The organism is Allobosea sp. FW305-C-101, from assembly GCF_058783685.1.
In genome coordinates this window covers 178,746-204,501 of record NZ_JBYSYT010000003.1, presented here as the reverse complement: position 1 = coordinate 204,501, position 25,756 = coordinate 178,746, and the positions used below count along the sequence as shown (strand labels likewise).

Annotated in this window: 28 protein-coding genes; 4 read left to right on the top strand and 24 right to left on the bottom strand. The window is 66.6% G+C overall.

Translation table 11 applies throughout. The features are described 5' to 3' along the window. Window positions 1-22 precede the first annotated feature (22 nt). The 4 genes from AC3WMA_RS15600 to AC3WMA_RS15585 form a co-directional block, all read right to left on the bottom strand. A complete protein-coding gene (locus AC3WMA_RS15600; RefSeq protein ID WP_492286616.1) occupies window positions 23-754 on the bottom strand; it encodes an amino acid ABC transporter ATP-binding protein in 732 nt (243 codons plus the stop codon). A gap of 68 nt (window positions 755-822) precedes the next feature. After that, window positions 823-1,656, bottom strand: a complete 834-nt coding sequence (locus AC3WMA_RS15595) for a transporter substrate-binding domain-containing protein (RefSeq protein WP_492286284.1) — start codon at window positions 1,654-1,656, stop codon at window positions 823-825. A 49-nt stretch (window positions 1,657-1,705) separates the two neighbouring features. Next, window positions 1,706-2,347: an amino acid ABC transporter permease gene (locus tag AC3WMA_RS15590; RefSeq protein ID WP_257732858.1), complete on the bottom strand. Its 642-nt coding sequence runs from the start codon at window positions 2,345-2,347 to the stop codon at window positions 1,706-1,708. A 7-nt stretch (window positions 2,348-2,354) separates the two neighbouring features. Continuing rightward, window positions 2,355-3,023, bottom strand: coding sequence for an amino acid ABC transporter permease (locus AC3WMA_RS15585; protein WP_492286283.1), 669 nt, complete (start codon window positions 3,021-3,023; stop codon window positions 2,355-2,357). Between the two features lie 241 nt (window positions 3,024-3,264). On the opposite strand from AC3WMA_RS15585, the gene AC3WMA_RS15580 reads away from it, so the two are divergent. Beyond that, window positions 3,265-3,912 carry a TetR/AcrR family transcriptional regulator gene (locus AC3WMA_RS15580; protein WP_492286282.1) on the top strand — a complete coding sequence of 216 codons (648 nt, stop codon included), beginning with the start codon at window positions 3,265-3,267 and terminating at the stop codon, window positions 3,910-3,912. 35 nt (window positions 3,913-3,947) lie between these two features. Here the strand turns inward: AC3WMA_RS15580 and aroQ are convergent, their stop codons facing one another. After that, a complete protein-coding gene (aroQ, locus tag AC3WMA_RS15575; protein ID WP_492286281.1) occupies window positions 3,948-4,415 on the bottom strand; it encodes a type II 3-dehydroquinate dehydratase in 468 nt (155 codons plus the stop codon). A gap of 178 nt (window positions 4,416-4,593) precedes the next feature. On the opposite strand from aroQ, the gene AC3WMA_RS15570 reads away from it, so the two are divergent. Continuing rightward, window positions 4,594-5,286 (top strand): GntR family transcriptional regulator, encoded by a 693-nt coding sequence (locus AC3WMA_RS15570; RefSeq protein WP_492286280.1) that lies wholly within the window; start codon window positions 4,594-4,596, stop codon window positions 5,284-5,286. Window positions 5,287-5,422: 136 nt separating this feature from the next. After that, on the top strand, window positions 5,423-6,205 hold the full coding sequence (locus AC3WMA_RS15565; protein WP_492286279.1) for a helix-turn-helix transcriptional regulator: 783 nt from the start codon (window positions 5,423-5,425) through the stop codon (window positions 6,203-6,205). A 6-nt stretch (window positions 6,206-6,211) separates the two neighbouring features. Here the strand turns inward: AC3WMA_RS15565 and maiA are convergent, their stop codons facing one another. The 14 genes from maiA to AC3WMA_RS15495 all read right to left on the bottom strand — a co-directional run bounded on the left by maiA (window position 6,212) and on the right by AC3WMA_RS15495 (window position 19,113). Next, the gene (maiA, locus tag AC3WMA_RS15560; protein WP_492286278.1) at window positions 6,212-6,844 is read right to left on the bottom strand and encodes a maleylacetoacetate isomerase; all 633 of its coding nucleotides are present in this window, start codon (window positions 6,842-6,844) and stop codon (window positions 6,212-6,214) included. 13 nt (window positions 6,845-6,857) lie between these two features. Next, the gene (locus tag AC3WMA_RS15555; protein ID WP_492286277.1) at window positions 6,858-7,628 is read right to left on the bottom strand and encodes an SDR family NAD(P)-dependent oxidoreductase; all 771 of its coding nucleotides are present in this window, start codon (window positions 7,626-7,628) and stop codon (window positions 6,858-6,860) included. A 13-nt stretch (window positions 7,629-7,641) separates the two neighbouring features. Further along, window positions 7,642-8,472 (bottom strand): SDR family NAD(P)-dependent oxidoreductase, encoded by an 831-nt coding sequence (locus AC3WMA_RS15550; protein ID WP_492286276.1) that lies wholly within the window; start codon window positions 8,470-8,472, stop codon window positions 7,642-7,644. A gap of 24 nt (window positions 8,473-8,496) precedes the next feature. Next, window positions 8,497-9,117, bottom strand: a complete 621-nt coding sequence (locus AC3WMA_RS15545; RefSeq protein WP_492286275.1) for a glutathione S-transferase family protein — start codon at window positions 9,115-9,117, stop codon at window positions 8,497-8,499. Between the two features lie 13 nt (window positions 9,118-9,130). Then, window positions 9,131-10,828, bottom strand: a complete 1,698-nt coding sequence (locus tag AC3WMA_RS15540; RefSeq protein ID WP_492286274.1) for an FAD-dependent oxidoreductase — start codon at window positions 10,826-10,828, stop codon at window positions 9,131-9,133. A 10-nt stretch (window positions 10,829-10,838) separates the two neighbouring features. Beyond that, on the bottom strand, window positions 10,839-11,582 hold the full coding sequence (locus AC3WMA_RS15535) for an SDR family NAD(P)-dependent oxidoreductase (protein ID WP_492286273.1): 744 nt from the start codon (window positions 11,580-11,582) through the stop codon (window positions 10,839-10,841). 27 nt (window positions 11,583-11,609) lie between these two features. Then, window positions 11,610-12,323 carry an ABC transporter ATP-binding protein gene (locus tag AC3WMA_RS15530; RefSeq protein ID WP_492286272.1) on the bottom strand — a complete coding sequence of 238 codons (714 nt, stop codon included), beginning with the start codon at window positions 12,321-12,323 and terminating at the stop codon, window positions 11,610-11,612. Further along, window positions 12,316-13,107 carry an ABC transporter ATP-binding protein gene (locus AC3WMA_RS15525; RefSeq protein ID WP_492286271.1) on the bottom strand — a complete coding sequence of 264 codons (792 nt, stop codon included), beginning with the start codon at window positions 13,105-13,107 and terminating at the stop codon, window positions 12,316-12,318. Before AC3WMA_RS15525 ends, AC3WMA_RS15530 begins: the two co-directional genes overlap by 8 nt. Beyond that, on the bottom strand, window positions 13,097-14,080 hold the full coding sequence (locus tag AC3WMA_RS15520) for a branched-chain amino acid ABC transporter permease (RefSeq protein ID WP_492286270.1): 984 nt from the start codon (window positions 14,078-14,080) through the stop codon (window positions 13,097-13,099). The genes AC3WMA_RS15525 and AC3WMA_RS15520 overlap by 11 nt, the downstream gene beginning before the upstream one ends. Window positions 14,081-14,086: 6 nt before the next feature. Continuing rightward, the gene (locus tag AC3WMA_RS15515; protein ID WP_492286269.1) at window positions 14,087-14,986 is read right to left on the bottom strand and encodes a branched-chain amino acid ABC transporter permease; all 900 of its coding nucleotides are present in this window, start codon (window positions 14,984-14,986) and stop codon (window positions 14,087-14,089) included. Between the two features lie 69 nt (window positions 14,987-15,055). After that, window positions 15,056-16,264, bottom strand: a complete 1,209-nt coding sequence (locus AC3WMA_RS15510) for an ABC transporter substrate-binding protein (protein ID WP_454656955.1) — start codon at window positions 16,262-16,264, stop codon at window positions 15,056-15,058. Between the two features lie 127 nt (window positions 16,265-16,391). Then, window positions 16,392-17,132, bottom strand: coding sequence for a GntR family transcriptional regulator (locus tag AC3WMA_RS15505; protein ID WP_492286268.1), 741 nt, complete (start codon window positions 17,130-17,132; stop codon window positions 16,392-16,394). 86 nt (window positions 17,133-17,218) lie between these two features. Further along, window positions 17,219-18,583, bottom strand: coding sequence for a fumarylacetoacetase (fahA, locus tag AC3WMA_RS15500; protein ID WP_492286267.1), 1,365 nt, complete (start codon window positions 18,581-18,583; stop codon window positions 17,219-17,221). A gap of 95 nt (window positions 18,584-18,678) precedes the next feature. Then, complete coding sequence (locus AC3WMA_RS15495; protein WP_492286266.1) at window positions 18,679-19,113, bottom strand: MarR family winged helix-turn-helix transcriptional regulator; 435 nt, start codon at window positions 19,111-19,113, stop codon at window positions 18,679-18,681. A gap of 105 nt (window positions 19,114-19,218) precedes the next feature. Here AC3WMA_RS15495 and hmgA point away from each other — a divergent pair, with 105 nt between their 5' ends. Beyond that, window positions 19,219-20,571: a homogentisate 1,2-dioxygenase gene (hmgA, locus tag AC3WMA_RS15490; RefSeq protein WP_492286265.1), complete on the top strand. Its 1,353-nt coding sequence runs from the start codon at window positions 19,219-19,221 to the stop codon at window positions 20,569-20,571. A 261-nt stretch (window positions 20,572-20,832) separates the two neighbouring features. Here hmgA and AC3WMA_RS15485 read toward each other — a convergent pair whose 3' ends face one another. Genes AC3WMA_RS15485 through tmk form a run of 5 tightly spaced genes read right to left on the bottom strand, consistent with a single transcriptional unit; the run spans window position 20,833 to window position 25,747 of the window. After that, window positions 20,833-21,636 carry an MBL fold metallo-hydrolase gene (locus AC3WMA_RS15485; RefSeq protein WP_492286264.1) on the bottom strand — a complete coding sequence of 268 codons (804 nt, stop codon included), beginning with the start codon at window positions 21,634-21,636 and terminating at the stop codon, window positions 20,833-20,835. A 9-nt stretch (window positions 21,637-21,645) separates the two neighbouring features. Then, on the bottom strand, window positions 21,646-22,446 hold the full coding sequence (locus tag AC3WMA_RS15480) for a TatD family hydrolase (protein WP_492286263.1): 801 nt from the start codon (window positions 22,444-22,446) through the stop codon (window positions 21,646-21,648). Continuing rightward, complete coding sequence (gene metG, locus AC3WMA_RS15475) at window positions 22,446-24,005, bottom strand: methionine--tRNA ligase (RefSeq protein ID WP_492286262.1); 1,560 nt, start codon at window positions 24,003-24,005, stop codon at window positions 22,446-22,448. The genes AC3WMA_RS15480 and metG overlap by 1 nt, the downstream gene beginning before the upstream one ends. Before the next feature lie 21 nt (window positions 24,006-24,026). After that, window positions 24,027-25,097, bottom strand: a complete 1,071-nt coding sequence (locus AC3WMA_RS15470) for a DNA polymerase III subunit delta' (RefSeq protein ID WP_492286261.1) — start codon at window positions 25,095-25,097, stop codon at window positions 24,027-24,029. Then, window positions 25,097-25,747 (bottom strand): dTMP kinase, encoded by a 651-nt coding sequence (tmk, locus tag AC3WMA_RS15465; protein ID WP_492286260.1) that lies wholly within the window; start codon window positions 25,745-25,747, stop codon window positions 25,097-25,099. Before tmk ends, AC3WMA_RS15470 begins: the two co-directional genes overlap by 1 nt. Window positions 25,748-25,756 lie beyond the last annotated feature (9 nt).

Below are 25,756 nucleotides of genomic sequence, written 5' to 3'. Positions count from 1 at the left end.
CGGCCGAGCCGGACGCTAGGCTTCAATGCTTGCTGAGGATTTCGCCGAGGAACTTTCGGGTCCGCTCATGGCGCGGGTTGTGGAAGAATTCTTCGGGCGGGGCCTCCTCGACGATGGCGCCGGAGGCCATGAAGATGACGCGGTTCGCCACCTGCCGGGCGAAGCCCATCTCATGGGTGACGCAGATCATGGTCATACCCTCCTCGGCGAGGCCGATCATGGTGTCGAGCACCTCCTTGACCATCTCGGGGTCGAGCGCGGAGGTCGGCTCGTCGAACAGCATGACCTTGGGCTTCATGCAGAGCGCCCGCGCGATCGCGACACGCTGCTGCTGGCCACCCGAGAGCTGGGCCGGATACTTCTCGGCTTGTTCCAGGATCTTCACACGGCCGAGCAATTGCCGGGCGGTGGCCTCGGCCTCCGCCTTGCTGGCCCCGAGCGAGCGCATCGGCGCCAGCATGCAGTTCTCCAGCACGGTCATATGCGGGAACAGGTTGAAGTGCTGGAAGACCATGCCGACCTCGCGGCGCACCGCGTCGATGGTTTTCGCGTCATCGCCGAGCCTGGTGCCGCCGACCCTGATCTCGCCCTTTTGATAATTCTCCAGATGATTGATGCAGCGGATCAGCGTCGACTTGCCCGAGCCCGACGGTCCGCAAAGCACGATACGCTCGCCTTTGCGGACCGAAAGGTTGATGTCGGTCAGGGCCTTGAACTCGCCATACCATTTCTCGACCTGCGTCATGGCGATCATGGCATCCGCTGAAGCGGCGTTCTGGACGGCTGGCTGGTTCATGGCCCTGACCTCGTTTCTTCGCGCGCTCAGCTCGCGGTGAAGGTGATGCCTTCGAGGCTCTCCGGGAACTTGTGCACCGGCACCTTCATCCACTTGTCGTAGACCTTCTGCAGCTCGCCATTGGCCTTGATCTTGTCGATGAAGGTGTTGATCGCGGCGTTGATCTCCTTCTCGCCGAGACGGGTGCAGGCGCCGTTGTAGAGGTTCTGGAATTCGAGCTTGTTCTCGAACTCGCCAGGGCGAGCCTGCTCGATGCGCTGCATGTAGAAGATGTTGCCACCGATCGCCTGGACCTGGCCGGAGACCAGCGCCTGGATCGAGGGCGCATCGCCGTCATAGCGGCGGATCGTGGCGCTCGCGGGCGCGTTCTTGGTCACCTGCGTGTCCTGCGCGGCGCCCTTGGCGACGCCGATCGTGTAGCGGCCCATATCCTCGTTGGTGGTTATCTTGTCCTTCTTCGGGCCAATGAACACGATGGTGTTGGCGACATAGGGCTTGGAGAACTGCACGGCCTTGGCGCGCTCCGGCAGCATCGCCATGGTCGCGAACAGCACGTCGACGCGCCCGGTGGTCAGGGCCGGGATGCGGTTATTGACCTCAAGCGGCACGAACTCGACCTGCACGCCGAGCTCCTTGGCGAAGAGCGTCGCGATATCGGCATCAAGGCCGTCCTGCTTGCCGGCGCTGGTGACGAAACCCCACGGCGGGTTGTCGCCCTGGATGCCGACGACGATCTTGCCCTTGGCCTTGATCTCGGCCGGGGTGACGGCGAGCGCCGGGCTGCCGAGCAGGGCCGGCATCGCCAGCGTGGCGGCACCGGCGATGAGCAGGCTGCGGCGGGTGGTCTTCGACTTCATCATGTTTCTCTCCCTCTTCGTGCTTGGTGGTTGGTTCAGGCGGTGAACGGGGTCAGCGCGCGGCGATGGCCATGCGGCGCTCCAGATGCGAGCCGTAAAGCGAGAGCGGCCAGCACAGCAGGAAGTAGAGGATGCCGACGATCCCGAAGACGAGGAGCGGCTGGAAGATCTGGTTCGAGACGATGTTCCCGGCCCGCGTCAGCTCGGTGAAGCCGACGATGGCGGCGAGCGAGGTACCCTTGATGAGCTGAACCAGGAAGCCGATCGTCGCCGGCAGCGAGATGCGGATCGCCTGCGGCAGGACGACGTCGCGCATGCGCGAGACGTAGTTCAGGCTCAGCGCCTTGGCGGCCTCGGTCTGGCCCTTGGGCACGGCCTCGATCGAGCCGCGCCAGATCTCGCCGAGATAGGCGCTGGCATGCAGCGTGAAGCCGATCGCGACCGCGACCCAGGCATCGAGCTTCAGCCCGACCAGCGCGAGGCCATAGTAGACCACGAAGAGCTGCATCAGCAGCGGCGTGCCCTGGAACAGCGCGATATAGCCCGAGGTGATCCGCTCCATCAGCGGCCGGCCGGAAACGCGCATCAGCGCGATGGCGAGCCCGAACACGCCGCCGCCGACGAAGCCGACCAGCGAGAGCAGCACGGTCCATTTCAGGCCGGTGAGCAGGAAGAGGAATTCGTTCGATCCCATCGCGCCCTCACTTCACCGGATAGCTGAAGTAGCGGGTCGAGATCGCGTCGAAGAAGCGCATCATCACCCAGGAGATCAGGAGGTAGAACAGCGTGATCGTGCCGTAGACCTCGAAGGAGCGGAAACTGTCGGACTCGATCCGCTGCGCCACCGAGGTCAGTTCATAGGCCGAGATCGCCGAGGCGATGGAGGTGGTCAGCGTCAGCAGCACGAACTGACTGGTGAGCGAGGGAAAGATCGCCCTGAGCGCCGGCTTCAGCACGATCAGGCGGAAGACCTGGGCCTTGTGCAGGCCGAGCGCGAGGCCCGCCTCGATCTGGCCCTTGCCGATCGACTGCACGCCGCCGCGGATGATCTCGATCGCATAGGCGCCGCCATTGATGCCGAGCGCGATGATGGCGGTCGGCGTCGGGTCGAGCCTGAGGCCCGCCAGCGGCAGGGCGAAATAGATGAAGAAGATCTGGACCAGGAAGGGGGTGTTGCGGATCACCTCGACGAAGGCCTTCACCAGCCAGCGTACCGGGGCGATCTTCGAGTCGCGCAGGATCACCCCGCCGATGCCGATGACGATGGCCAGCGCCATGCCGCTGATCGCGAGCAGGAAGGTGCCGAGGCAGCCCATCAGCAGGGCTGGCATCCCGTCGATCACCGGCGTGAAATCGAGCTTGTAGTTCATGGCGCTCCCTGGCGGCCGACCTTCTCGAAGGGGTCGATCCGGTTCCCGTCTGCAGTCGCGGCACCTCTCATCGGGTGCCTTGGCCTTCAGGCTCGCCGGCTTGCGCTATGCCGACGAGATGTTAAATGTACCATCTAGTTCATTTGGTCAAGCGCAATGTACCGGCTTGTCCAATTTGATGGGTTCGCCCTAGTTTCCTGGCTGGTTCTCTCGCGGGTGAAGCATGAGCAAGGCAGCGTCGATGCCGAAGGCAACGGGCCGCAAGCCGGCGTCCTGGACGCAGGATCCGGAAGGCGTCCGCCGCAACATCCTCGCGGTGGCGAAGGAGGAGTTCGTCGAGAACGGCCTGAGCGGCGCGCGCGTCGACGAGATCGCGGCGCGAACCGCGACCAGCAAGCGGATGATCTACTATTATTTTGGGGACAAGGAGGGGCTCTACCGCGCCGTCCTGGAGGAGATGTACGAGCGCATCCGCGGCTTCGAGCGCAGTCTCGACCTCGCCAGCCTGCCGCCGGTTGAGGCGATGACGCTGCTGGCCGGCTTCACCTTCGACTACCATGCCGAGAACCCGGATTTCGTGCGGCTCGTCATGGTCGAGAACATCCACCATGCCCGCCATCTCGCGACCTCGGACCGGATCGCGTCGCTCAATCTCTCGGCCATCGACATGATCCGCGAGGCCTATGAGCGCGGCGTCGCGGCGGGGCTGTTCCGGCCGGGCATCGAGGCGCTCGACATCCACCTGACGATCAGCGCGCTCGCCTTCTACAACGTCTCCAACCGCGCCAGCATCCGCCAGGTCTTCGGCCACGACATGGGCGCGCCCGAAGCGCTGGCGCGTCGCCGCGCTGCCGCAATCGACACGGTTCTGCGCATGCTGCGCGTCTGAAGCCTTGCCGGGGCGGGCAGGCGAGGGCATCGCCGTTAGCCCCGCGCCGCGACGAGGCCGGCCATCGCCTGGATGGCGAGTTCGTAACCGGCGGCGCCCAGTCCGACGATGATGCCGGTCGCGGTCCGCGAGACCAGCGAGTTGTGATAGATGCTCTCGCGGGCATGCACGTTCGAGATGTGCAATTCGATCTTCGGGCCATCGAACATCTTGAGCGCATCGAGCAGCGCGACCGAGGTGAAGCTGTAGCCGGCCGGGTTGATGATGATCCCGCAGGCCTCCTGCCGCGCCTGCTGCACGCTCTCGACCAGCTCACCTTCGAAATTGGTCTGGCGGAATTCGACCGAGAAGCCGAGCGAACGCGCCTTTGCCTCGCAGCGCTCGCCGATCTCGCTGAGCGTGGTCGAGCCGTAGATATGCGGCTCACGCTGCCCGAGGAGGTTCAGGTTGGGGCCGTTCAGGATGAAAATCCGGCGCGATGCCGCTGCTTCCTTGTCCGCCATGACACCCTCCCAGGCGAAGCTCTGACGGCCCCGCTCGCAGTTCGTGAGTGGAACGTGATACAAGATGAAAGAGAGATCAACTGATAATTCATCGATCATCAGTTGATTTATGCGACCGCGAGCGTAGGCTTGCGGGCAGCCTTGCTTCCTGACAGGAACGCGCGAGGGGGTGAGCGGCATGACGGACGCGGCATTCGAGATCGGCGGCGAGGAGATCCCGGTTCTCTCGACCGGCGAGCAGGCCTATGAGCGCATCAAGCACGACATCGTTTTCGGCGTGCTCCAGCCCGGCCAGCGCCTGCCGCTCGACCGTTTGAAAGCCGTCTACGGCGTCGGCATCAGCACCTTGCGCGAGATCCTGAACCGGCTGGCGCCGGAAGGTCTCGTCGTCGCGGAAGGGCAGCGCGGCTTCCAGGTCGCGCCCTGTTCGGCGACGGACCTGAAAGAACTGGCGCACCTGCGCCTGCTGATCGAGAGCAACGCGCTGGCGCAATCCTTCGAGGCCGGCGATGTCGAGTGGGAAGGGCGCGTCGTCGCCGCCCATCACAAGCTCGCCCGGATGGAGCAGCGCCTGCTCGCAGGCGACGAGGCCGGCACGCAAGCCTGGAAGCGCTATGATTTCGAGTTCCATCAGGCGTTGGTCTCAGCCTGCGGCTCAAAGGCGCTGCTCGATCTTCATGCCGGCATCTATGACCGCTATCTGCGCTACCAGATGGTCTTCTTCGTCTTCTGGGGGCCGACCTCGACCGAGGACCACAAGGCCTTGCTCGACTGCGCCCTCAATCGCGACTCGGCCGAAGCGCAAAGGCTTCTGCACGGACATATCCATGGCTGCATCGACATGGCGCTGGAGCGCGGGCTGGTCGGCTGACAACGGCCGCCACGCCCTGTCTCACACCATCCAAAAGTTTGCATGCGAAGTTGGATACTGTTAACGCTGTAAGCCTGAAACGGCCTCCGCCGCCGGCTGCAAGCCGGACCGAAAGAGGGGCCGGCGGGAGGTTTGAATGCAGCTTGTGGCCATCCAGCAGGCCGTAGCCGCGCGCAGTATCCTGGCGACCATGCCGCGCGTGATCGAAAGCGTCGGCCGCTCCGATTTTTCCAGCGGCCTGTTCGATATCGCCCGCCGCTTCACCGGCACCGAGATCGTCACCGCCTTCGTCGCGGCTCCCGACGGCGAGGTGCATACGCTGCTGGCCGAGAACCACTACAACTCCGGCCAGCCGGCGCTCGAGATCGCCCGCCGCTACGTGGCGCGGCACTGGCGCGCCGATCCGGCCAATGCGATCGCGCTCGACGACGGCGACGCGGCCGGTTGCTGGGGCGTGCGCATGAAGGCCGGCGACATCGAAAGCTCGGCCTATCGCAGCGAATGCTATCTCTCGGTCGGACTGTCGGAGCGCTTCTCCCTGCTGCAGCGCCGCGAGGCCGGCACGCTGCGTCTCAGCATCTATCGCCGCCGCAAGGAGAGCTTCAGCGAGGCGGAGATCGACAACCTGGTCGAGAGCGCGCCGCTGTTGATGGCGGCGCTCTGGCGCCATTACGAGGTGACGAAACCGGCAGGAGGCCGTGGCGCCGCGCGGGATTTCCACGCCCGATTGGAAAAGGCTGCGCCGGAGCTGTCGAAGCGCGAGCGGGACGTCTGTGCGCTCGTCGCCGCCGGCCTGACCTCGGAGGGCATAGCGTTGGAGCTCGGCGTCGGCATCAACACCGTGCTGACCTATCGCAAGCGCGCCTATGCGAGGCTCGGCATCTCCTCGCAGAACGAGCTGATGCGCATCCTGATGTGAGCCGGCTTAGACGGCGTCGGGCTGCCGGTCGGGCCTTGCCGCCATGAAGGCGGGCAGGGCGGCGCAATGCGCGTTGATCGCGACGAGCTTCGGATAGGGCGCGAGGTCGATGCCGTAACGCCGCGCGCTGCCGATCTGCGGTACGAGGCAGATATCGGCCAATGTCGGCGCGTCGCCGAAGCAGAACAGGCCGGGCTGGTCCTGGATCAGCTTTTCGCAGGCGCTCAAGCCCTCGCTCATCGCGGTCGCGAGCCAGTCCTGCACATCCGCCTCCGAAAAGCCCTTGGCGCGCAGGCGCTTCTGGATCCTCGGATTCTGGAAGGGGTGGGTCTCGCAGGCGATGACCAGCGCGAAGGCCTCGACGCGGGCGCGCAGGGCATTGTCGGCCGGGACAAGCGGCGGCTGCGGCACCTCCCGATCGAGCCAGCCGATGATCGCCAGCGATTGCGTCAGCACCGTGCCGTCGTCGAGCTCCAGCGCCGGTATCAGCTTCTGCGGATTGATCGCCGCATAGGCCGGCTCATTCTGGGCGCCGTCGCGCAGGTTGTGGACCACGCTCTGCGGCGTCACGCCCTTGAGGTTGAAGGCGATTCGCGTGCGCCAGGCGGCGGAGGAGCGGAAATAGCCGTGCAGGATCATGTCAGTTTCCCGGTCAGGCCATCCGGTAGCCGCCGTTGACGTCGATCGTCGCGCCGGTGACGTAGGAGGCCTGCTCCGAGAGCAGGAAGGACACTGCGCCGGCGATATCCTCGGGCGTGCCGAGCCGGCCGAGCGGTACCGCCTGCGCAAGCGCATCCATCGAGCCCGGTGCGGCCGAGCGCGGCGTTGCGGCGGCGAGCATGGGCGCGTCGATTACGCCCGGCGCCACGCAATTCACGGTGATGCCAAGCGACGACAACTCACGCGCCATCGCCTTGGTGAAACCGAGGATCGCGGATTTCGACGAGATGTAGCTGGCCGAGCCGCGATAGCCGCCGAGCTCTGCCGCGACCGAACTCGTCGTGGTAACGCGCCCACCCTCGACCGGCAGCGCCCGGCGCCGGCGCGCATAGGCGCGTATGCTCAGGAAGACGCCGCGCGTGTTGACGGCGTGCGTCTTCTCCCAGTCGTCGAGCGTCATGTCGAAGATGGTCGGCCGCTCGCCATCGGCAGCCATCAAGAGCACGCCGGCATTGCAGACCAGCCCGGTTACCGGACCATGCGCCGCCTCGACCGCCTCGAACAGCGCCTCGACCGAGGCCTCATCGGAGACATCGACTGCCCAGCCGCTATGGCCGGAGCCGGGGAGGGCATTTGCGACCGCCGCCGCCGGCTCCTTCGTCAGGTCGCAGACCGCGACGCGCCAGCCGTCGGCCGCGAGCTTATGGGCGATGGCCGCGCCGATGCCGCGGCCGGCGCCGGTGACGAGGGCGAGCTTGCTCATGTCGGTCTCCGGTTCATTCGCTGTAGACGCCCTGCGCGAGCAGGGCCTTGGACGAGAAATCGCGGCCATGGCCGCGCGTGAAGAAGCCGGCCGAGACGCCGCCATCGGCCATGATCAGCGCGCCGTTGACGTAGCTCGCGAGGTCCGAGAGCAGGAACAGACAGACCGAGGCGATCTCCGAAGGCTGCGCGAGGCGCCCGAGCGGCGTGCGATCCTCCATCACGCCCAATACGAAGTTCTCCGGGATGCCGCGCCGGATCATCGGGGTATCGGTCGCACTTGGGCCGATGCAGTTCACCCGCACGCCATGCGAACCCCATTCGACGGCGAGATCGCGGGTAAGGCCGACGACGCCGGCCTTCGAGGCGCAGTAATGCGCGCGGCCGGACTGGCCGCCGAGCGAGGAGACCGAGCCGATCGTGACGATGGCGCCGCGCCCCCGCGCGACCATGCGCCGGCCAGCCGCCTGGCAGGAATAGAAGGTGCCGGAGAGATTGACGCCGATCACCGCCTCCCAGCTGTCGGCGGCGAGTTCGGTAGCCGGGGCAGGCCGGGAAATGCCTGCCGCCGTGATCAATCCATCGAGCGGGCCGAGATCGCGTTCGATCGCCTCGACCGCGTTTTCTGTGGCGGTGGGGCTGCGGACGTCGAAGTTGGCCACGACGGCACGGGCGCCGAGCGCCGCGATCTCGCAGACGGTTTCGGTCGCGCCCTGCTCGTTCGCGTCGGCGATGGCGACGGCGGCACCTTCACGCGCCAGCGCCAGCGCGCATTCCCGCCCGATGCCGGAGGCGCCGCCGGTGATCAGGACGGTCCGGCCGGCAAGCCCGAGATTCGCACCCATCGCCGCCTCCCGTTTGTCTTAGCCTCAGCCCAGCTTCTGGCCGCCGAAGGCGGGACGCTCGGCTACCTTGGCGAACCACGCCGCCGTCTGCGGCCGGCCCTCGCGCCAGTTCAGGTCGGCGAAGCGCAGGTCGAGATAGGCCAGCGCGCAATAGAAGGTGATCGTGCCGATATCGACGCGCTCGCCGAAGCCGGCGGCCTTGCTCTCGATCAGATCGAGCGTGGCATGGACCTTGGCGAGCTGGCCGTCGATCCAGCGCTGCCAGCGCTGCTCTTCGCTGCGCAACAGGCCCTCGTAGCGGGCGGCCAGCGCGGCATCGAGCAGGCCGTCGCCATAGCTCTGCTCGGTCAGGGCGTTCCAGCGCGCCTTGGATTCGGCCGGGAACAGCGCGCCTCCGCCGAGCCCGTCAAGATATTCGCAGATGACGCGGCTGTCGGCGATCGTCGTGCCGTCGTCGAGCAGCAGGGTCGGGACCTGGCCGAGCGGGTTGGTCTTGATGATGTTCTGCTCGCGCGCCAGCGGTCCGCCGGCCTTGTACTCCTGCGAGACGTCGAGCATCTCGATCCGGTCGAGCAGGCCAAGCTCGGCGGCGGCGATCCGAACCTTGAGGACGAAGGGTGAGGTGGCGGACTGGTAGAGCTTCATAGCGGGGCCTTTCTCAGCGCGGCAGGCGGTCGGGCTCGGAAGCAAGCGCCCGCCCGGCGATGAAGCCGAAGGTGAGCGCCGGGCCGAGCGTGATGCCGGCGCCCGGATAGGCGCCAGCCATGATCGAGTTCATGTCGTTGCCGCAGGCATAGAGTCCTGCGACAGGCTGCTCGTTGCGGCCGAGAACGCGCGCCTGCGGATCGCAGGTCAGGCCGGTCGCGGTGCCGATATCGCCGGGCCAGACCTTCACGGCATAGAAGGGCGCGGTCTCGATCGGGCCGAGGCAGGCATTGGGCTGGTGGTTGGAATCGCCGAGATAGCGGTTGTACTCGCTCGAGCCCTTACCGAAGGCGGCATCCGTGCCGGAGCGCGCGGCGGTGTTCATGCCGGCGACAGCCTCCGCCAGCGCTGCGGCCGGCACGCCTATGCGCCCGGCCAGCGCGGCGACGCTCTCGCCCTCGAACAAGTAGCCGGCTTCGACGAAGGCTTTCGGCGTCTTCAGGCCGGGATGGACGAGGCCGAGCCCGTATTTCCGCAGGAAATCACTGTCGCAGACGAGGAAGGCGGGTACGGCGCCGCTCACATGCATCGCCTCGACGAAGCCGTGATAGGAGGTCGCTTCGTTGACGAAGCGGTGGCCCTGGCCATCGACTGCGATCAGGCCGGGCTTGGCGCGGTCGAGGATCAGGTGCGGGAATTGGACCTCGCTGCCGTCGGTCTTTTTCAGCACGGAGACGGGCGTCCAGAAGGCCGCGCCGATATTGTCGTCGCGCAGCGCACCGCCGGCCGCGAGGCCGAGATTGATGCCGTCGCCGGTATCGGTCTTCGGCGCCATCGAGCGATGGACCTCCGCATGCGGCATGTGCTCGCCCCGCATCGCTGCGTTGGCCGGAAAGCCGCCGCTCGCCAGCACGACGCCGCGCCTTGCGCCGATGCGGCGCTCGCCTTGCGGGCCTTTGACGGTGATGCCGATGACAGTGCCGTCCTTGAGCATCAGCGAGCCGGCCGGCGTCTGCATGCGCAAGTCGACGCCTGCCTGCCGCGCCGATTTGAGGAGGCGCCCAGCCAGCGCATTGCCCATCAGCAGGCGCGCTCCACGTGGATGACGCAGGCGGTCGAGCCCGTACTGGATCAGCAGCTTGGCGCTGTGCTTGAAGTTGGCAAGATTGCGGAAGCGGCCGACCAGCGCGTCGATATCCTTGCGGTTGACCATCATGCCGCCGAGCACCGTGAACTCCTTCAGCGGCGGGCGCAGCAGGGCGAAATCGGCACCGAGCTCGTTGCCGTCATAGGGCGCGGGATCGATGGTCCGGCCGCCTTTGGAGGCGCCGGGCTGCTCGGGCTGGTAGTCCGGCGAATAGGCGCGCGCCTCGAATTTCAGCGCCGTCTCGCTCTCGAAAAAGCGGACCATTTCCGGGCCGTTATCGAGGAAGGCGCGCATCATGTCCGGCCGCAAGCGATTGCCGAGCACGGCTTCGAGATAGGTCATCGCCGCTTCGCGGGTATCGGCATGGCCGGCCTTGGCGGCATGCGGGTTTTCCGGCACCCACATGGCGCCGCCCGAGACAGCCGTACTGCCGCCGATATAGTCGCTCTTCTCGATCAGCAGGACGTCGAGCCCGGCCTTGGCGGCGGTGATCGCCGCCGACATCCCGCCGGCGCCGGAGCCGACCACGACGACGTCGCGGATTTCGTCGAATTGCTCGCTCATCGCCATGCCCTCAGCCGCCCATGCCGCCGCCGAGCGACTTGCCGCCGTCGACGAGGAGGACCTGGCCGTAGATGAAATTGGTGCGCGGCGAGGCGAGGAAGGCGACGGCGTTGGCGATGTCCTCGGGCGCCGCGAGCGCACCCGTCGGCTGCTGGGCGAGCAGGGCGGTGCGGGCTTCCTCAGACTGCTTCGCCACCATCTCGGTCGCGACGCCGCCGGGCGCCACCGCATTGACGGCGATGCCGCGCGGCAAAAGCTCCATCGCCATCGCCCGGGTCAGGCCGACGACAGCCGCCTTCGAGGCGACGTAATGGGCATGGTTGCGGGCGCCCAGGAAGGTGCGGGAGGCGATGTTGACGATGCGCCCGCCTTTCTCCATCCGCCGCGCCACCGCCTGCGAGAGCAGGAAGAGGGCGGTGACGTTGACATCCATCATCCGGCCGAAATCGCTCGCCCCGAGATCGAAGAACGGCTTGTTCTCGAAGATGCCGGCATTGTTGACCAGTGCCTGCGCTACCGGCAGCCGATCCGCCAGCGCAGAGAGGCCGGCATGATCGGCGAGATCGACCGGCTCGAAGAAGACACTGTGCCCCCGCGCCGTCAGCTCCTTCGCGAGCGCGGTCGCGATCTCGGCCTCGCGGTCGAGGATGCCCACCGCAAAGCCGTCGGCGCAGAGCCGCTCGACGATGGCCCGGCCGATCCCGCGAGCGCCGCCCGTGACGAGGGCGATGGGTTTGTCCTGCTGGGCAGCCATGAGCCTCATTCCCGTCTGCGTATCGGCTCAGCCGCCGAGATAGGTGCGGCGGACGCTGTCGTCCTGCCGCAGTTTTGCGGATGCGCCTTCGAGAGCCATCTCGCCGTTCTCGAGGATGTAGGCATAGGTCGAGCAGCCCAGCGCGATCGCCGCGTTCTGCTCGACCAGCAGGATGGTGAGCCCGTCCTTGTTCAGCCGCTCGATGATCGCGAAGATCTGCTGCACCAGGACCGGCGAGAGGCCGAGCGAGGGTTCGTCGAGCAGCAGCAGGCGCGGGCCCGCCATCAGGGCCCTGCCGATCAGCAGCATCTGCTGCTCGCCGCCCGAGAGTGTGCCCGCCTTCTGCTGAAGCCGCTCCTGCAACTTCGGGAAGTATTCGAACACACGGTCGAGATCGCGTTTGATGCCGGCAGCATCGCTGCGGCGATAGGCGCCCATGTCGAGGTTCTCGCGCACGCTCATGTCGCGGAAGACTTCGCGGCCCTCCGGCACTTGCAGCACACCGGCCGAGACCACCTTGTGCGAGGCCCAGGACTGAATCTCCTCGCCGGCGAAGCGGATGCGCCCCTTCGTCACCGGCACGAGCCGCGAGACGGTGTTGAGCGTCGTGCTCTTGCCGGCCCCGTTCGAGCCGAGCAGGGCGACGATCGCCCCTTCCGGGACCTTCAGCGAGACCTCGGACAACGCCTGGATGCGGCCATAGGCGGCGGAGATGCCGTCGATTTCGAGGAGGTCAGCCATGGTTCGCCTCCCCGGCGGTCGCCGCGTCGCGGCCGAGATAGGCTTCGATCACGGCGGGATGGGCGCGCACCTCGGCGGCCGTGCCCTCGGCAATCTTGGTGCCGAAGCTCAGCACCGTGATCCGGTCCGAGATCGACATGACCAACTGCATGACGTGCTCGACCAAGAGGATCGTGATGCCGTCGCGCTCGCGCAGTTCGCAGAGCAGACGGTCGAGCGCCGCGATCTCGCGGTTGCGCAGGCCGGCGGCGGGCTCGTCGAGCAGCAGGAGCTTGGGGCGGATGGCGAGCGCGCGGGCGATCTCGACCATCTTCTGATGGCCGAAATCGAGATTGCGCGCCTTTGTCTGAGCGTAGGAGGTCAGGCCCGTGCGCTCCAGCAGTTGCTCGACATGCTCGACGATGCCGCGCGGGCGGGCGCTGATCGCGTCGCGCCAGGAGCGGCCGGCATGGACATGGGCGCCGATCAGCACGTTCTCGAAGACGGTGAGCTCACCGAACAGTTCGAGGTTCTGGAAGCTGCGGGCGATGCCGAGGCCCGCCATCTCGCGGGCCGGCATGCGGGTGATGTCGCGCCCGTCATAGGTGATGCGCCCGGCGCTCGGCGTATAGAAGCGCGAGATGCAGTTGAAGGTGGTCGACTTGCCGGCGCCGTTCGGGCCGATCAGCGCATGGATCGAGCCCTTGGCCACAGTCATGTCGAGGCCGCCGACCGCGGTGAGCCCGCCGAAGCGGATGGTCAGCCCCTCGACATTGAGGAAGGGGGCGGCGCTTTCAGCGACCATGGCGTGCCTCCCGGATACGGTCGCCGATGAAGGCGAAGAGGCCGCGCGGTGCATACATCATGAACAGGATCAGGATCGCGCCGTAGATGATCTCCTGGTATTGCGGCGCCTGGCGCAGCACCTCCGAGATCAGCCCGAACACGATCGCCCCGCCGATCGCGCCCGCGATCGAGCCGAGCCCGCCGACCACGACCATGGTGAGCACGAGGATCGTGGTCTGGAAGCCCAGGCTGTCCGGGTGGATGAAGGTCTGGAACAGGCCGAACATGCCGCCGGCAAAGCCCGCGATGGCGGCCGAGAGCCCGAAGGAGACGATGCGGGCGCGGCGCACGTCGATGCCCATCGCCATCGCCGCGACCTCCGATTCCCGCACCGCCCGAAAGGAGCGGCCGAGCCGCGAGCGCGAGATCGCGACCGTGAGCCCGATCATCACGAGGCAGAAGAACAGCACGAAGGGATAGGCCTGCTTGTCGCTGAGGATTTCGATCGGGCCGAAGCGGGCCGGGCTGATGCGCAGGCCGTTCGGGCCGTTGGTGACGCTGTCCCAGTTGGCGAAGACCCATTGCATCGCCTCGCCGAAGGCGAAGGTGGCGAGCGCGAGATAGATGTCGCGCATCCGCAGTGCGAGCGCGCCGATGAACAGGCCGACCGCGCCGGCCACGAGAGCGCCGAACAGCATGGCGACGGGGTAGGGCAGGTCGACCGCGCGGTTGGCGAGCGCGCTCGCATAGATGCCGATGCCGTAGAAGGCGGCATGGGCCATCGAGAACTGGCCGGTCTCGCCGATGACGATGTGCAGGCCGAGGCAGAGCACCACGAAGACCAGCAGCAGATTGGCGATGTAGACGACATAGCCCGAGGTGAAGACGGGCAGGGCGACGGCGACGATCGCGGCCACAACGAGCCCGATCAGGGCGGGGCCGGAGAGCGCGCGCCTGACCGGCGCGGGCGATGCGAGAGGAGGTGACGACATCGGGCTTTAGACCTTCTTGATCGTCAGCTTCCCGCCGAACAGGCCCTGCGGACGCACGAGCACGATCAGGATGGCGAGGAAGGGGGCGAGCACGATGGCGCGCGACGAGATGAACAGCCCGACCATGTTCTCGACGATGCCGATGACGAAGCCGCCGACCACCGCGCCGGGCAGGCTGGAGAAGCCGCCGACGATCGCCGCCGCGAAGGCGAGCATGACGATCGAGCCCATGTCCGCCGTCATCAGGATCTTCGGCGAGATCAGCAGCGCCGCGATGGCTGAGATCACGCCCGACAGACCCCAGATCAGCATGTGGCAACGGCGCAGGTCGACGCCGACGAGCTGGGCGGCCTTGGGATTCATGCCAACGGCGCGCATGGCCCGGCCGGTCTTGGTGTAATTGAACACCCAGAAAAAGGCGGCCATCACCGTGACGGCTGTGCCGAAGATCGCGAGGTCGAGCATCGTCACCGAGGCCTGCCCGATCATGATGGAATCGGTCGGCACCAGCGCCGGGAAGGAGCGCGGCGTGTCGCCGAAGCCGGTGCGGCGCACGAGGCCCTTCAGCACATAGGACAGGCCGAGCGTCGCGATGACCAGATAGACGAGATCCTTCGCGGACTTAGCGACCTGATCGAGCACGAAGCGGCGGAACAGCGCCATCGCGAGGAAGGCCACGACCAGCGTCGCCGGCAGCACGACCCAGATCGGCATCTTCTGGAAGACGAAAAGATAGAGCGCGACATAGCCTGCCGCCATGAAGACCTCGCCCTGGGCGAAGTTCGGCACGTCCGAGGTCTTGAAAATCACCACGATGGCGAGCGCCAGCAGGGCATAGACGCTGCCCGAGACGAGGCCCGAGGCGATGCCTTGCTGCAGGAAGATCAGCGCGAGTTGCAGGTCCATATCCGGCCCGATGCTCAGGTCAAGGAAGGGCGGCGGCGTAGGAGCCGCCGCCCGGTCAAATCAAGACGATCACTTCGCCTGGTAGGTCCAGCGGCTGGTGAAGACGCCCGGCAGCGGGGCCATGGTCGTGCCGTCATATTTGATGAAGATCGTCGAGCGGTTGGCGGCGCGCTGCTCCGGGCCGAACTGCATGCGGCCGGCCATGACGCCCGAGTCGAAATCCTGCGTCTTCATCGCGGCCAGCACCTTCTCGCGGGTCGGGTTCGGGCCGGCATCCTGCAGCGCCTTGACCAGCGACATCGCCGGCGGGATGCCATAGGGCATGTAGGTCTGCGGATGGTCGGGCTTGGCCGCGAGCTCCGGATAGGCCGCCTTGTACATGTCGTAGATCGGCTTCAGCTTGGCGCCGCCGGGGGAGTCGATCATCACTTCCTGCGTGTAGAAGTTCTTGAGCGCATCCTTGCCGACATTCTCGGCGAGCTGGTTGAGGCTGGCCGTGCCGGTGACCGAGAGGATGATCGGCTTGTTGAAGCCCATCTCGGCCGCCTTCTTGATCAAAAGCGCCGCCGGGCGGGCATAGGTGACCAGCAGGATCGCGTCCGGATTGGCGGCGCGGACCTTGAGGAACGGCGCGGTGACGTCGTTGATGCCGGGATTGATCGACTCGACCGAGAGCTTCACGCCGTTGACCTCGGCGTCCTTCTTCGAGCCTTCGAGGTTCCAGGCGCCATAGGCGTCGTCATGGTTGATATAGGCGACGTTCTTGGCGCCGAACTGCTTGGCCGCGAACTCGACCATCGCGCCGCCGACGGCGTATTGGGAGATCGAATAGGCGCCGAAGATGTAGTCGGTCGGCGGGAACAGAGCGCCATCGCCCGATGCGTTCAGCATCAGGTAGGGCACCTTGTTGCGGACGACATAGTCCTTGGCGGCGACGACGGCGGCCGAGCACGAGCCGCCATTGAGCATGAACACGTTTTCCTGCTCGACCAGCTTCTTCACCGCAGCGACCAGGTCATTGGCGTTGCAGCGGTCGTCCTCGACGACATACTCGATCTTGCGGCCGTGGATGCCGCCTTCCTTGTTGATCTTGTCGTAGTACATCTTGGCCGCGTTCACGACGTCGAAGCCATAGGCCATGTTCGGGCCGGATAGCGGTCCGAAGATGCCGATCTTGATCGCCTTGTCGGTGATGCCCGGCTCCTGGGCGCCGGCGGCGGCCCCGATCAGCAGGCTGGCGGCCAGCGTCAGGCCGGCTGCGGTCTTGTTCACGCTCATCGTCTCTCTCCCTGGTCGTCGGTTTGTCTTGTCGTTGAGGTCGTCAGCTCATGGCGGCCCGATCCTGTAGGGATCATAGCGGGCGGGCGGCGGACATCTGTCACAGCGGCGTGGGACATCGTGGCGGCTAACCTTCCGAGCCATGCAGCGGCGCCAGCGAGGGCGCGCCATGGGCGGGGTAGGAGAGCTCGCGGAAGATATGGAAGGTGCGCATGATGTGCTTGCGCATCGCCTGCTCGGCCCGGTCGCCTTCGCGCGCGCGCAAGGCCTGCAGGATGATCTCGTGGTCCTCGTTGCTGAGTCGGAACTCGGCCGGCGAGGTCATCCGCGCCACCGATCCGTTGAAGTAGAACCGACCCGAACGCAGGATCGCGTCGCGCAGCTTCTCGTTGCGGGCTGCGCTGACGATGATGCCGTGGAATTCGCGATTGGTCTCGACGCGGGTCCTGTCGTCGGCGGGGTCGCTGGCGACGCGGCGGGCATGGACGGCCGCGACCGCCGCGATCTCGTCATCGGTCGCCCGCTCGGCGGCGAGGCGGGCGGCATAGCCCTCCAGCGCGGCGCGGACTTCCGAATTCTCGCTGGCCTCGACGGCGGTGATCTCGCGCACGGCCCAGCCGCGGCGGCGCGGCACGATCAACTGCTCGACCGCGAGCCGCTGCAAGGCCTCGCGCACCGGCGTGCGGCTGACCGCAAGCGCCGCTGCGATATCCGCCTCGATCAGCGGCTCGTTCGGCCGCATCTCGCCGGAGAGGATGGCGTTGCGCAGGGTCTCATAGACATCGCCGGAGCGGCGCCGGCCGAGCGCGCCCTTCTCGGCGTCTCCCGATGGCTGGTCCGAAGCGGCGAGTGTGAAGCGCTTCTGCATGCGATCCCCGAAGGCAGCGTCAGTCCGATGATGCCGAAGCCATAACGCGTCCGCTGTCACCAGAGCAGGGGACAGCGGCGCCCGTTTCAGTCGCGCGCCGGCAGCACCTCGGCCCGGCATGCGCCGAAGCCGATCGAGGCGAAACCCTCACGCCGGGCGCTGGCACGCATCAGGATTGCGTCGCCATCGGCGAGATAGGTCCGGCTTTCGCCATTGGGCAGCGTGATCGGCTCGCGGCCACCGCGTGTGATCTCCATCAGGCTGCCGAAGGAGCCGGGATCGCGCCCCGAGATCGTGCCGGAGCCGAAGAGGTCGCCCGGTTCGAGATTGCAGCCATTCGAGCTGTGATGCGCGACGAACTGGGCCGGCGTCCAATAGAGGTCGCGCGTGCTGCCGAGCGAGAGTCGATGCGGAGCCAGACCGTTCGCGCGCATGGAAGCGGTCTCGATGAAGACCTCCAGCGTGACGTCGAGCGCATGCGGCACCGTGGCTTCGGCAGGGCTCAGATAGGGCAGGGCCGCCGGATCGCCGTCCGGACGCGGGGCCTGAGGTTTCCGGAAGGGCGCCAGCGCCTCCGGCGTGACAATCCATGGCGAGATCGTCGTGGCGAACCCCTTGGACAGGAAGGGGCCGAGCGGCTGGTATTCCCAGGCCTGGATATCGCGCGCCGACCAGTCGTTGAGCAGGCAGAAGCCGGCGATCCGGTCATCGGCCTCGTCAATCGGTATGGTTGAGCCCTGCGCATTGCCGGGGCCAATCCAGATGCCCAGCTCCAGCTCGTAATCGAGATTGCGGCAGAGGCCGAAGCTGGGCACCGTCTCGTCCGGCCGCTTGCGCTGGCCATTGGGGCGCAGGAAGGGCGCACCGGACGGCCTGACCGACGAGGCGCGGCCGTTATAGCCAATCGGGATATGCTTGTAGTTCGGCAGCAGCGGATTGTCCGGCCGCAAGAGCGAGCCGATATTCAGGGCGTGCTGGATGCCGGCATAGAAATCCGTGTAGTCGCCGATCCGGGCGGGCAGGCCGAGCGTGCAGTTCCGCGTCGGATGCAGCATCGGCTTCAGCGTGGCCTGTTCGGGCGAGCCTTCCGCCAGCAGGGCCGAAAGCCGCGCTCTCAGATGCTTCCGCGCGGCCGATCCCAGCCCGAGGAAGCCGTTCAAGCTCGGTGCGGCTGCCGCTGCGACGATCTCCTCGATGTCGGCGCCAAGGCCGGACGCCGCAAGCGCTGCCAGATCGAGAATTTCGTCGCCAATGGCGACGCCACCGCGCGCTGGCGCTCCATCGGGCGAGAACACGCCGAAGGGCAGGTTCTGGATCGGAAATTCCGCATGATCCCGCGCCGACGCAACCCAGCTGCGCAGCGCCGGATCGTGGCTGGCGTCGAGCGCGGCGGCGGCGGAGGTGGGGCGAGGCGGGTTTTCGGCCCGCGCTTCGAGAGTGCTGCCCTGCATAGGCTCATCCGTTCCGTTCTGACTTGGCCAGTTCGGCGGCGAGCCTAAGCGGAAGCAGGCCCCGGTCTCTGTCCCCAGCGCGTGGGACGTAGGCGCTAGTCGACGGGGAAGCGCTCTTCCATCAGAGCCAGCGCTTCGAGCAGAGGCTCGGCATGGGAGCCGAGCGCGGCGAGGATGGAAGACTCGAAAGCCAGTGCGCGCGGCACGATATCGCCATAGGCCTGCAGGCCGGGCGCCGTCAGCGACAGGCTTTCCTCGCGCCGGTCCTGCTCGCTCTCGCGGCGGGTCAGCCAGCGCCGCTCCTCCAGCGCCCGCACGGCCCGGCTGACCTTGGTCTTGTGCATCGAGGAATGCTTGCCGATGGCCTTGGCCGTCATCGTTCCGAACTGGGCGAGGGTGGCCAGCACCCGCCATTCCGGCACGGTGAGGTCGTGATGCGGCCCATAGACCGCCCGGAACTGCTGCGAGACCGCCGAACTCAGGCGGTTCAGGCGATAGGGCAGGAAATGCTCGAGCGCGAGTTTCGACATGCCTTGTTAGTTACAAAATCGACAGTTACCAAAGCAACCATCTCGAACGAAGCCCGGACAGGGCATGCCGCCGGCTTAAGGCCGTCGCGAGGAGAGGGCGCCACCATGAACGTTCAGAACCCGGCCCATGCCGGCGCTGCCAAGACCGAGAGCGCCATCGCGACGGGCTACATGTCCGGCTTCGGCAACGGCTTCGAGACCGAGGCGCTGCCGGGCGCCCTGCCGCTCGGGCGCAACTCGCCGCAGAAATGCGCCTATGGGCTCTATGCCGAGCAGCTCTCCGGCTCGCCCTTCACGGCGCCGCGCACCACCAACGAGCGCTCCTGGCTCTATCGCATCCGGCCGACGGTGGCGCATTGGAACGAATTCCGGAAGGTCGATGCCGGGTTCTGGCGTACCGCGCCGGCCCGCGAGGTCGACATGCCGATCGCGCCGCTGCGCTGGAGCCCGATCCCGATCCCGTCGGAGCCTATCTCCTTCGTCGAGGGCATCCGCAGCATGACGACCGCCGGCGATGCCGGCAGCCAGGGCGGCATGGGCGCGCATGTCTACCTGATCACGCGCTCGATGGTGGACGAGTATTTCTACAATGCCGATGGCGAGATGCTGTTCGTGCCGCAGCAGGGCACCCTGCGACTCTGGACCGAGTTCGGCATCATCGACATCGAGCCCGGCGAGATCGCCGTGATCCCGCGCGGCGTGAAGATCCGCGTCGAGCTGAGGGACGGGCCGGCTCGCGGCTATATCTGCGAGAACTATGGCGGCGCCTTCACCTTGCCGGAGCGCGGGCCGATCGGCGCCAACTGCCTGGCGAATCCGCGCGATTTCCTGACGCCGGTGGCGGCGTTCGAGGATCGTGATGCACCTTCAAAAATGTATGTGAAATGGGGCGGCAATCTCTGGGCCGCCGATATCGAGCATTCGCCGCTCGACGTCGTCGCCTGGCATGGCAACTACGCCCCGTACAAGTATGATCTCAGGCGCTTTTCACCGGTCGGGCCGATCCTCTACGACCATGCCGATCCGTCGATCTTCACGGTGCTGACCTCACCCTCGGAGACGCCCGGCACCGCCAATATCGACTTCGTCATCTTCTCCGATCGCTGGCTGGTGGCCGAGAATACCTTCCGGCCGCCCTGGTACCATATGAACGTGATGAGCGAGTTCATGGGGCTGGTCTACGGCGTCTACGACGCCAAGACCGGCGGGGGCTTCGTGCCGGGCGGCATCTCGCTGCACAACACCATGCTGCCGCATGGGCCGGACAGGGATGCCTTCGAGAAGGCGAGCAATGTCGAACTGAAGCCGCACAAGCTCGAGGGCACGCTGGCCTTCATGTTCGAGACGCGGTTCCCGCAGCAGGTCACGGCCTTCGCCGCCGGCTCGGATTCGCTCCAGCGCGACTATGGCGGCTACGGCCACAAGCTGACCAAGCACTTCGATCCGAACAGGCGCTGATAGGTAGCCGGGCAGGAAACAGGGCGTCATCCCGGACAAGCTGCGCAAGCAGTGCCGATCCGGGATCCATCATAGAACTCTGCGCTCTACGATGGATCCCGGCTCAAGGCCGGGATGACGTCGCAGTTTTGAGAGAACCCGGCCAAGTTTCAGGCGCCGCTCTTTGAACGGCAAGAGGGTTGAAATCCGCCCAGCTTTCATTCGCATAAGGTATATTATGGAACTAGTCTTGATCCAGATGCCGCCTGAAATGCTGGGTGTTCAGGCCGGAACCGAGATCGTCATCCCGTCGAACGCCACCTCTGCAATGCCATCCAAGCGCTTGCTCAGACTGGCATAATCCAGATCGACATGGAGATTGGTCATGATCGCGCGGCGTGGCTTCAGGCGTTCGATCGCCTCCAGCGATTGCGCCAGATGGAAATGGCTCACATGCGGCGTCTCGCGCAGGCAGTCGAGGATCAGCACGTCGAGATCGGCCATGGCCTCCATCGCGGCCGGCGGGATCAGGCTGACATCCGGCAGATAGCCGAGATCGCCGAAGCGGAAGCCCAGCGCCTCGTAGTTCGGCCCGTGCTCGACCCGGAACGGGAGCGTCGTGATCGGCCCGCCGGCGCCGTCGATCGTGTGCGGCCGGCCGGCCGAGATCTGGTCGAGATCGAGGATCGGCGGATAGTAGCTGCCTTGCGGCGTCTCGAAGAGATAGCTGAAGCGCGAGCGCAATGACGCTTCGGTCGTGCTGTCGGCGTAGATGCGGATGCGCCGCTGCATGTGCAGCACAAGCGCGCGCAGGTCGTCGATGCCATGGGTATGGTCAGCATGGTCATGCGTCAGCAGGACGCCGTCGAGTGCCGGCACTTCGGCCGAGAGAAGCTGCTCGCGCAGGTCCGGCGAGGTATCGACCAGCACCCGCGTCATGCCGTCGGGGCCGATACGCTCGACGAGGATCGAGCAGCGGCGGCGGCGGTTCTTCGGCTCGGCGGGATCGCAGGCACCCCAGCCGGAACCCGGCCGCGGCACGCCCCCTGATGATCCGCAGCCGAGGATGGTGACGGTGAGCGTCATGGCGCCGCGTCAGGCCACCTGCGCGACCGGCGCGGCGTGATCCATCTTCCAGTAGCAGCGCTGCGCATTTTCCGTGGTGATCCGGGCGATCTCGTCGAAGGACACGTCGATCGTTTCGCCAAGAACCTTCGCGGTTTCAACGACATAGGCCGGCTGGTTGCGCTTGCCTCGGAACGGCACGGGCGCCAGATAGGGCGCATCCGTCTCGACCAGCAGGCGTTCGCGCGGGACCATCCGGGCGATCCGGCGCAGGTTCTCCGAGGTCTTGAAGGTCAGGATGCCCGAGAAGGAGACGTAGAGCCCCATCTCGACGCCGGCCATGGCCAGCGCTTCGCCGGCGGTGAAGCAGTGCAGGATGGCAGGGAAGGCGCCCTTCCCCATCTCCTCGCGCAGGATCGCGATCATGTCGTCATCGGCCTCGCGCGAATGGATGACGAGCGGCAGCTGCGTAATCCGCGCCGCAGCGATATGCGTGCGCAAGCCCTGGGCCTGAGCGGCGCGCGGGCTCGAATCGTAGTGATAGTCGAGCCCGGCCTCGCCGATGGCGACGCAGCGTGGATGGCGCGACAACTCCACAAGGCGCTCGGCCGTAACGTCGAGCTCCTCATGGGCGTTGTGCGGATGCGTGCCGACCGAGAACCAGACGGACGGAAAGCGCTCCGCCAACGCGGCATAGTCGGCGTAGCGCGCGACCCGCGTCGAGATCGTCACCATCCGGCTAACCCCGGCTTCCTCGGCCCGCGCGACATAGGCCGGCAACTCCTCGGCGAAATCCGGGAAGTCGAGATGGCAATGCGTATCGATGACCATCACGCCGCCTGGCCGTCCTCGGGCTCGACATAGCGCGGGAAGATCGCGCTCGGCGCCGGCAAGCTTACGCCGCTGACGAGACGATGCTCCGCGCCGAGCGCCGCGAAGCTGCGGGCCTCGGGTGCGACGCCGAGCAGGTCGAGCAGCTTGCCTGCGGCGACTGGCATCACCGGCTGCACCAGGATCGCGACCTCGCGCAGCACCTCGATCGTGACATACAGGATGGTGTCACGGCGGGCCGGGTCGGTCTTGGTCAGGCGCCAGGGCTCGTTATTGGCGAAATAGCGGTTCGCCTCGGCAATGAGAGCCCAGAGATCGGCCAGCACGGTGTGAAGGGCGAAATCCTTCATCGCCTCGCGCGCCTTCGCGAGCGCCGCATCGGCCATGGCGAGCATCGCTTCGTCGGCCTCGTTCAGCGTGCCTCGCGTCGGCACCCTGCCCTCGCAGTTCTTGGCGATCATCGACAGCGAGCGCTGCGCCAGATTGCCGAGATCATTGGCGAGGTCGGCATTGATGCGCCCGACGATGGCGTCGTGGCTGTAATTGCCGTCCTGGCCGAAGGAGACCTCGCGCAGGAAGAAATAGCGCAATTGATCGACGCCGTAGGTCTCGGCGAGGCCGAAAGGGTCGACCACGTTGCCGAGCGACTTCGACATCTTCGTGCCCTTGTTCAGCAGGAAGCCGTGGCCGAAGACGCGCTTCGGCAGCGGCAGCCCCGCCGACATCAGGAAGGCCGGCCAGTAGACCGCGTGGAAGCGCACGATGTCCTTGCCGATGATATGGACATCGGCCGGCCAGTAATGCGCGCGCGGGCTCGCCGGATCGGGGAAGCCCGTCCCGGTGACATAGTTGTTGAGCGCGTCGACCCAGACATACATGACGTGCTTCGGGTCGCCCGGCACGGGCAGGCCCCAGTCGAAGGTCGTGCGGCTGATCGAGAGGTCCTCGAGCCCGCCCTTCACGAAGGAGACGACCTCGTTCTTGCGGGTCTCCGGCGAGATGAAGTCCGGCACGTCCTCATAGAGCTTCAGAAGCCGGTCCTGATAGGACTTGAGGCGGAAGAAATAGCTCTCCTCCTCGACCCATTCGACCGGAGTGCCCTGCCCGCCCAGGCGCGTGCCGTCAGGCTGGAGGGTGGTCTCCTCCTCGCCGTAGAAGGCTTCGTCGCGGACCGAGTACCAGCCGGCATATTTGGCGAGATAGATGTCGCCATTGGCTTCCATCCGCCGCCAGAGTTCCTGGGTCGAGGGCAGATGGTCGGCATCGGTGGTGCGGATGAAGCGATCGAAGGAACAGCCGAGGCGCTGCTCCATCTCCTCGAAGCGCGCCGCGATCTTGTCGACGAAATCCTTCGGCGAAAGGCCGTTCTGGGCCGCCGTGCGCTGCACCTTCTGGCCGTGCTCGTCGGTGCCGGTCATGGCGAAGACGTCATAGCCGTCGAGCCGCTTGAAGCGCGCGATCGCGTCCGACGCCACCATCTCATAGGCGTGGCCGATATGCGGCGGCCCGTTGGTGTAGTGGATCGCGGTCGTCAGATAGAATTTCGGGGCCGTGGCCATCGTCTGTCCGAAAGCTTCGCTTCACGCTGCGCGCGAGCGGGACACCGCAGACGACAGATCATGAAACAGGGTCATCACCAGCGGGCGGCGGTCGAGATTATAGGTCTCGACCTCGCGCGCCTGCTGCCCAAGCTTTTCCCATACCTCCGCCAGCGGTGCAAGGCGCGCCGGTTGCGCCGCAGCATGTGCGTGGAGATGGTCCGAGATCCAGCCCTGTATGGTCTCGATCATCACCGCGAAATCGCGCTCGCCCGCCTTGCCGGCGACATCCTCGGCCAGAGCCATCAGGGCGGTGAGGTCGATCTGCGGCAGGGCGTCGAGCCGCGCGCGGACCGCCTCGACCAGCGCCAGCGTCTCGGGATCGACATAGGTCAGCGCGCGGCGCACCGAGCCCTCGGACAGGCTTACGGCCCGGCGCAGGGCCGAACCGTCGAAGGGCATCTCCATGCGCTCCAGCGCGAGCCGGCCGGCCTCCGCGACATCGGCCTCGGCCAGCGGGTCGAAAGTCAGGAGCCGGCAGCGCGAGCGGATCGTCGGCAGCATTCGGCCGGGCGCATGGGCGACGATCAGGAACAGCGCGCGCGGCGGCGGCTCCTCCAGCAGCTTCAGCAACGCATTGGCGGCCGAGCGCTCCATGTCCTCGGCCGAGTCCACGATGCAGACGCGCCAGCCGCCCTCGGCCGCGCTCGACCCGAAGCGATCGATCACGCGCCGGATCGAGTCGACGGGAATGTTGCTGGTGTAGCTCTTGCCGTCCGGCTTCGGGATCCGGCGCAGCACATGCAGGTCGGGATGCGACTGCGCCATCACCCGCCGCGTCGCCGGGTCGTTCTCGGGCATGGCGAGATCGGCGCTGCGGGCCGCCCGCGCCTGCGGATCGCCCGCGGCAAGCAGGAAGCGCGCGGCGCGATAGGCGAAGCTCGCCTTGCCGATGCCTTCGGGCCCGCCGAGCAGCCAGGCATGGTGCATGCGGCCCGATGCCAGCGCGTCGATGAAGGTCCGTTCGCGCACGGCATGGCCGACCATGGCGAGCGTCTCGCGCGGGTGCGGCGCGTTCGGCAGCCGGTCGGGTTCGTCGCTGGTCGCTAGCATCAGGTGTCCGGATCGATGGGCAGGCGCTCGCGCAGGATATGCCATGCCGCCTCGGCGAGCGCCTCGGGAGGCAATGTCGCATCGAGCACGGCGCAGCGCTGCGGTTCGGCGCTCGCGATATCCTGGTAGGCTTGGCGCAGATTGCGGTGGAAGGCCAGCGTCTCGCCCTCGAAACGGTCGATCGCCTCGCCCGGACGGCGGCGCTTGGCGGCGCGGGCGAGACCGATCTCGGGATCGAGATCGAGGATCAGCGTCAATTCCGGCATCAGGCCCGAGATCGTCACGGCCTCAAGCTCGGCCAGCACGGCCTTGTCGAGCTTGCCAAGCACGCCCTGATAGACCCGCGTCGAATCGATGAAGCGATCGCAGATCACCCACTCGCCGCGCATGAGCGCCGGGCGGATCAGGCTGTCGATATGGTCGATCCGCGCGGCCGAGAACATCAGTGCCTCGGCGAAGGGGCCGTAATCGCGCGCCTGCCCGGCCAGGATCATCTCGCGGATCGCCTCGGCCTTGGGCGAGCCGCCGGGCTCACGCGTCGTCCGCGCCGTGAGGCCGGCCGCAATGAGCCGTTCGCTCAGCGCGCGCGCCAGCGTCGACTTGCCGGCGCCCTCCCCGCCTTCGAGCGTGATGAAACGTCCCTTGCTCACCCGACCTGC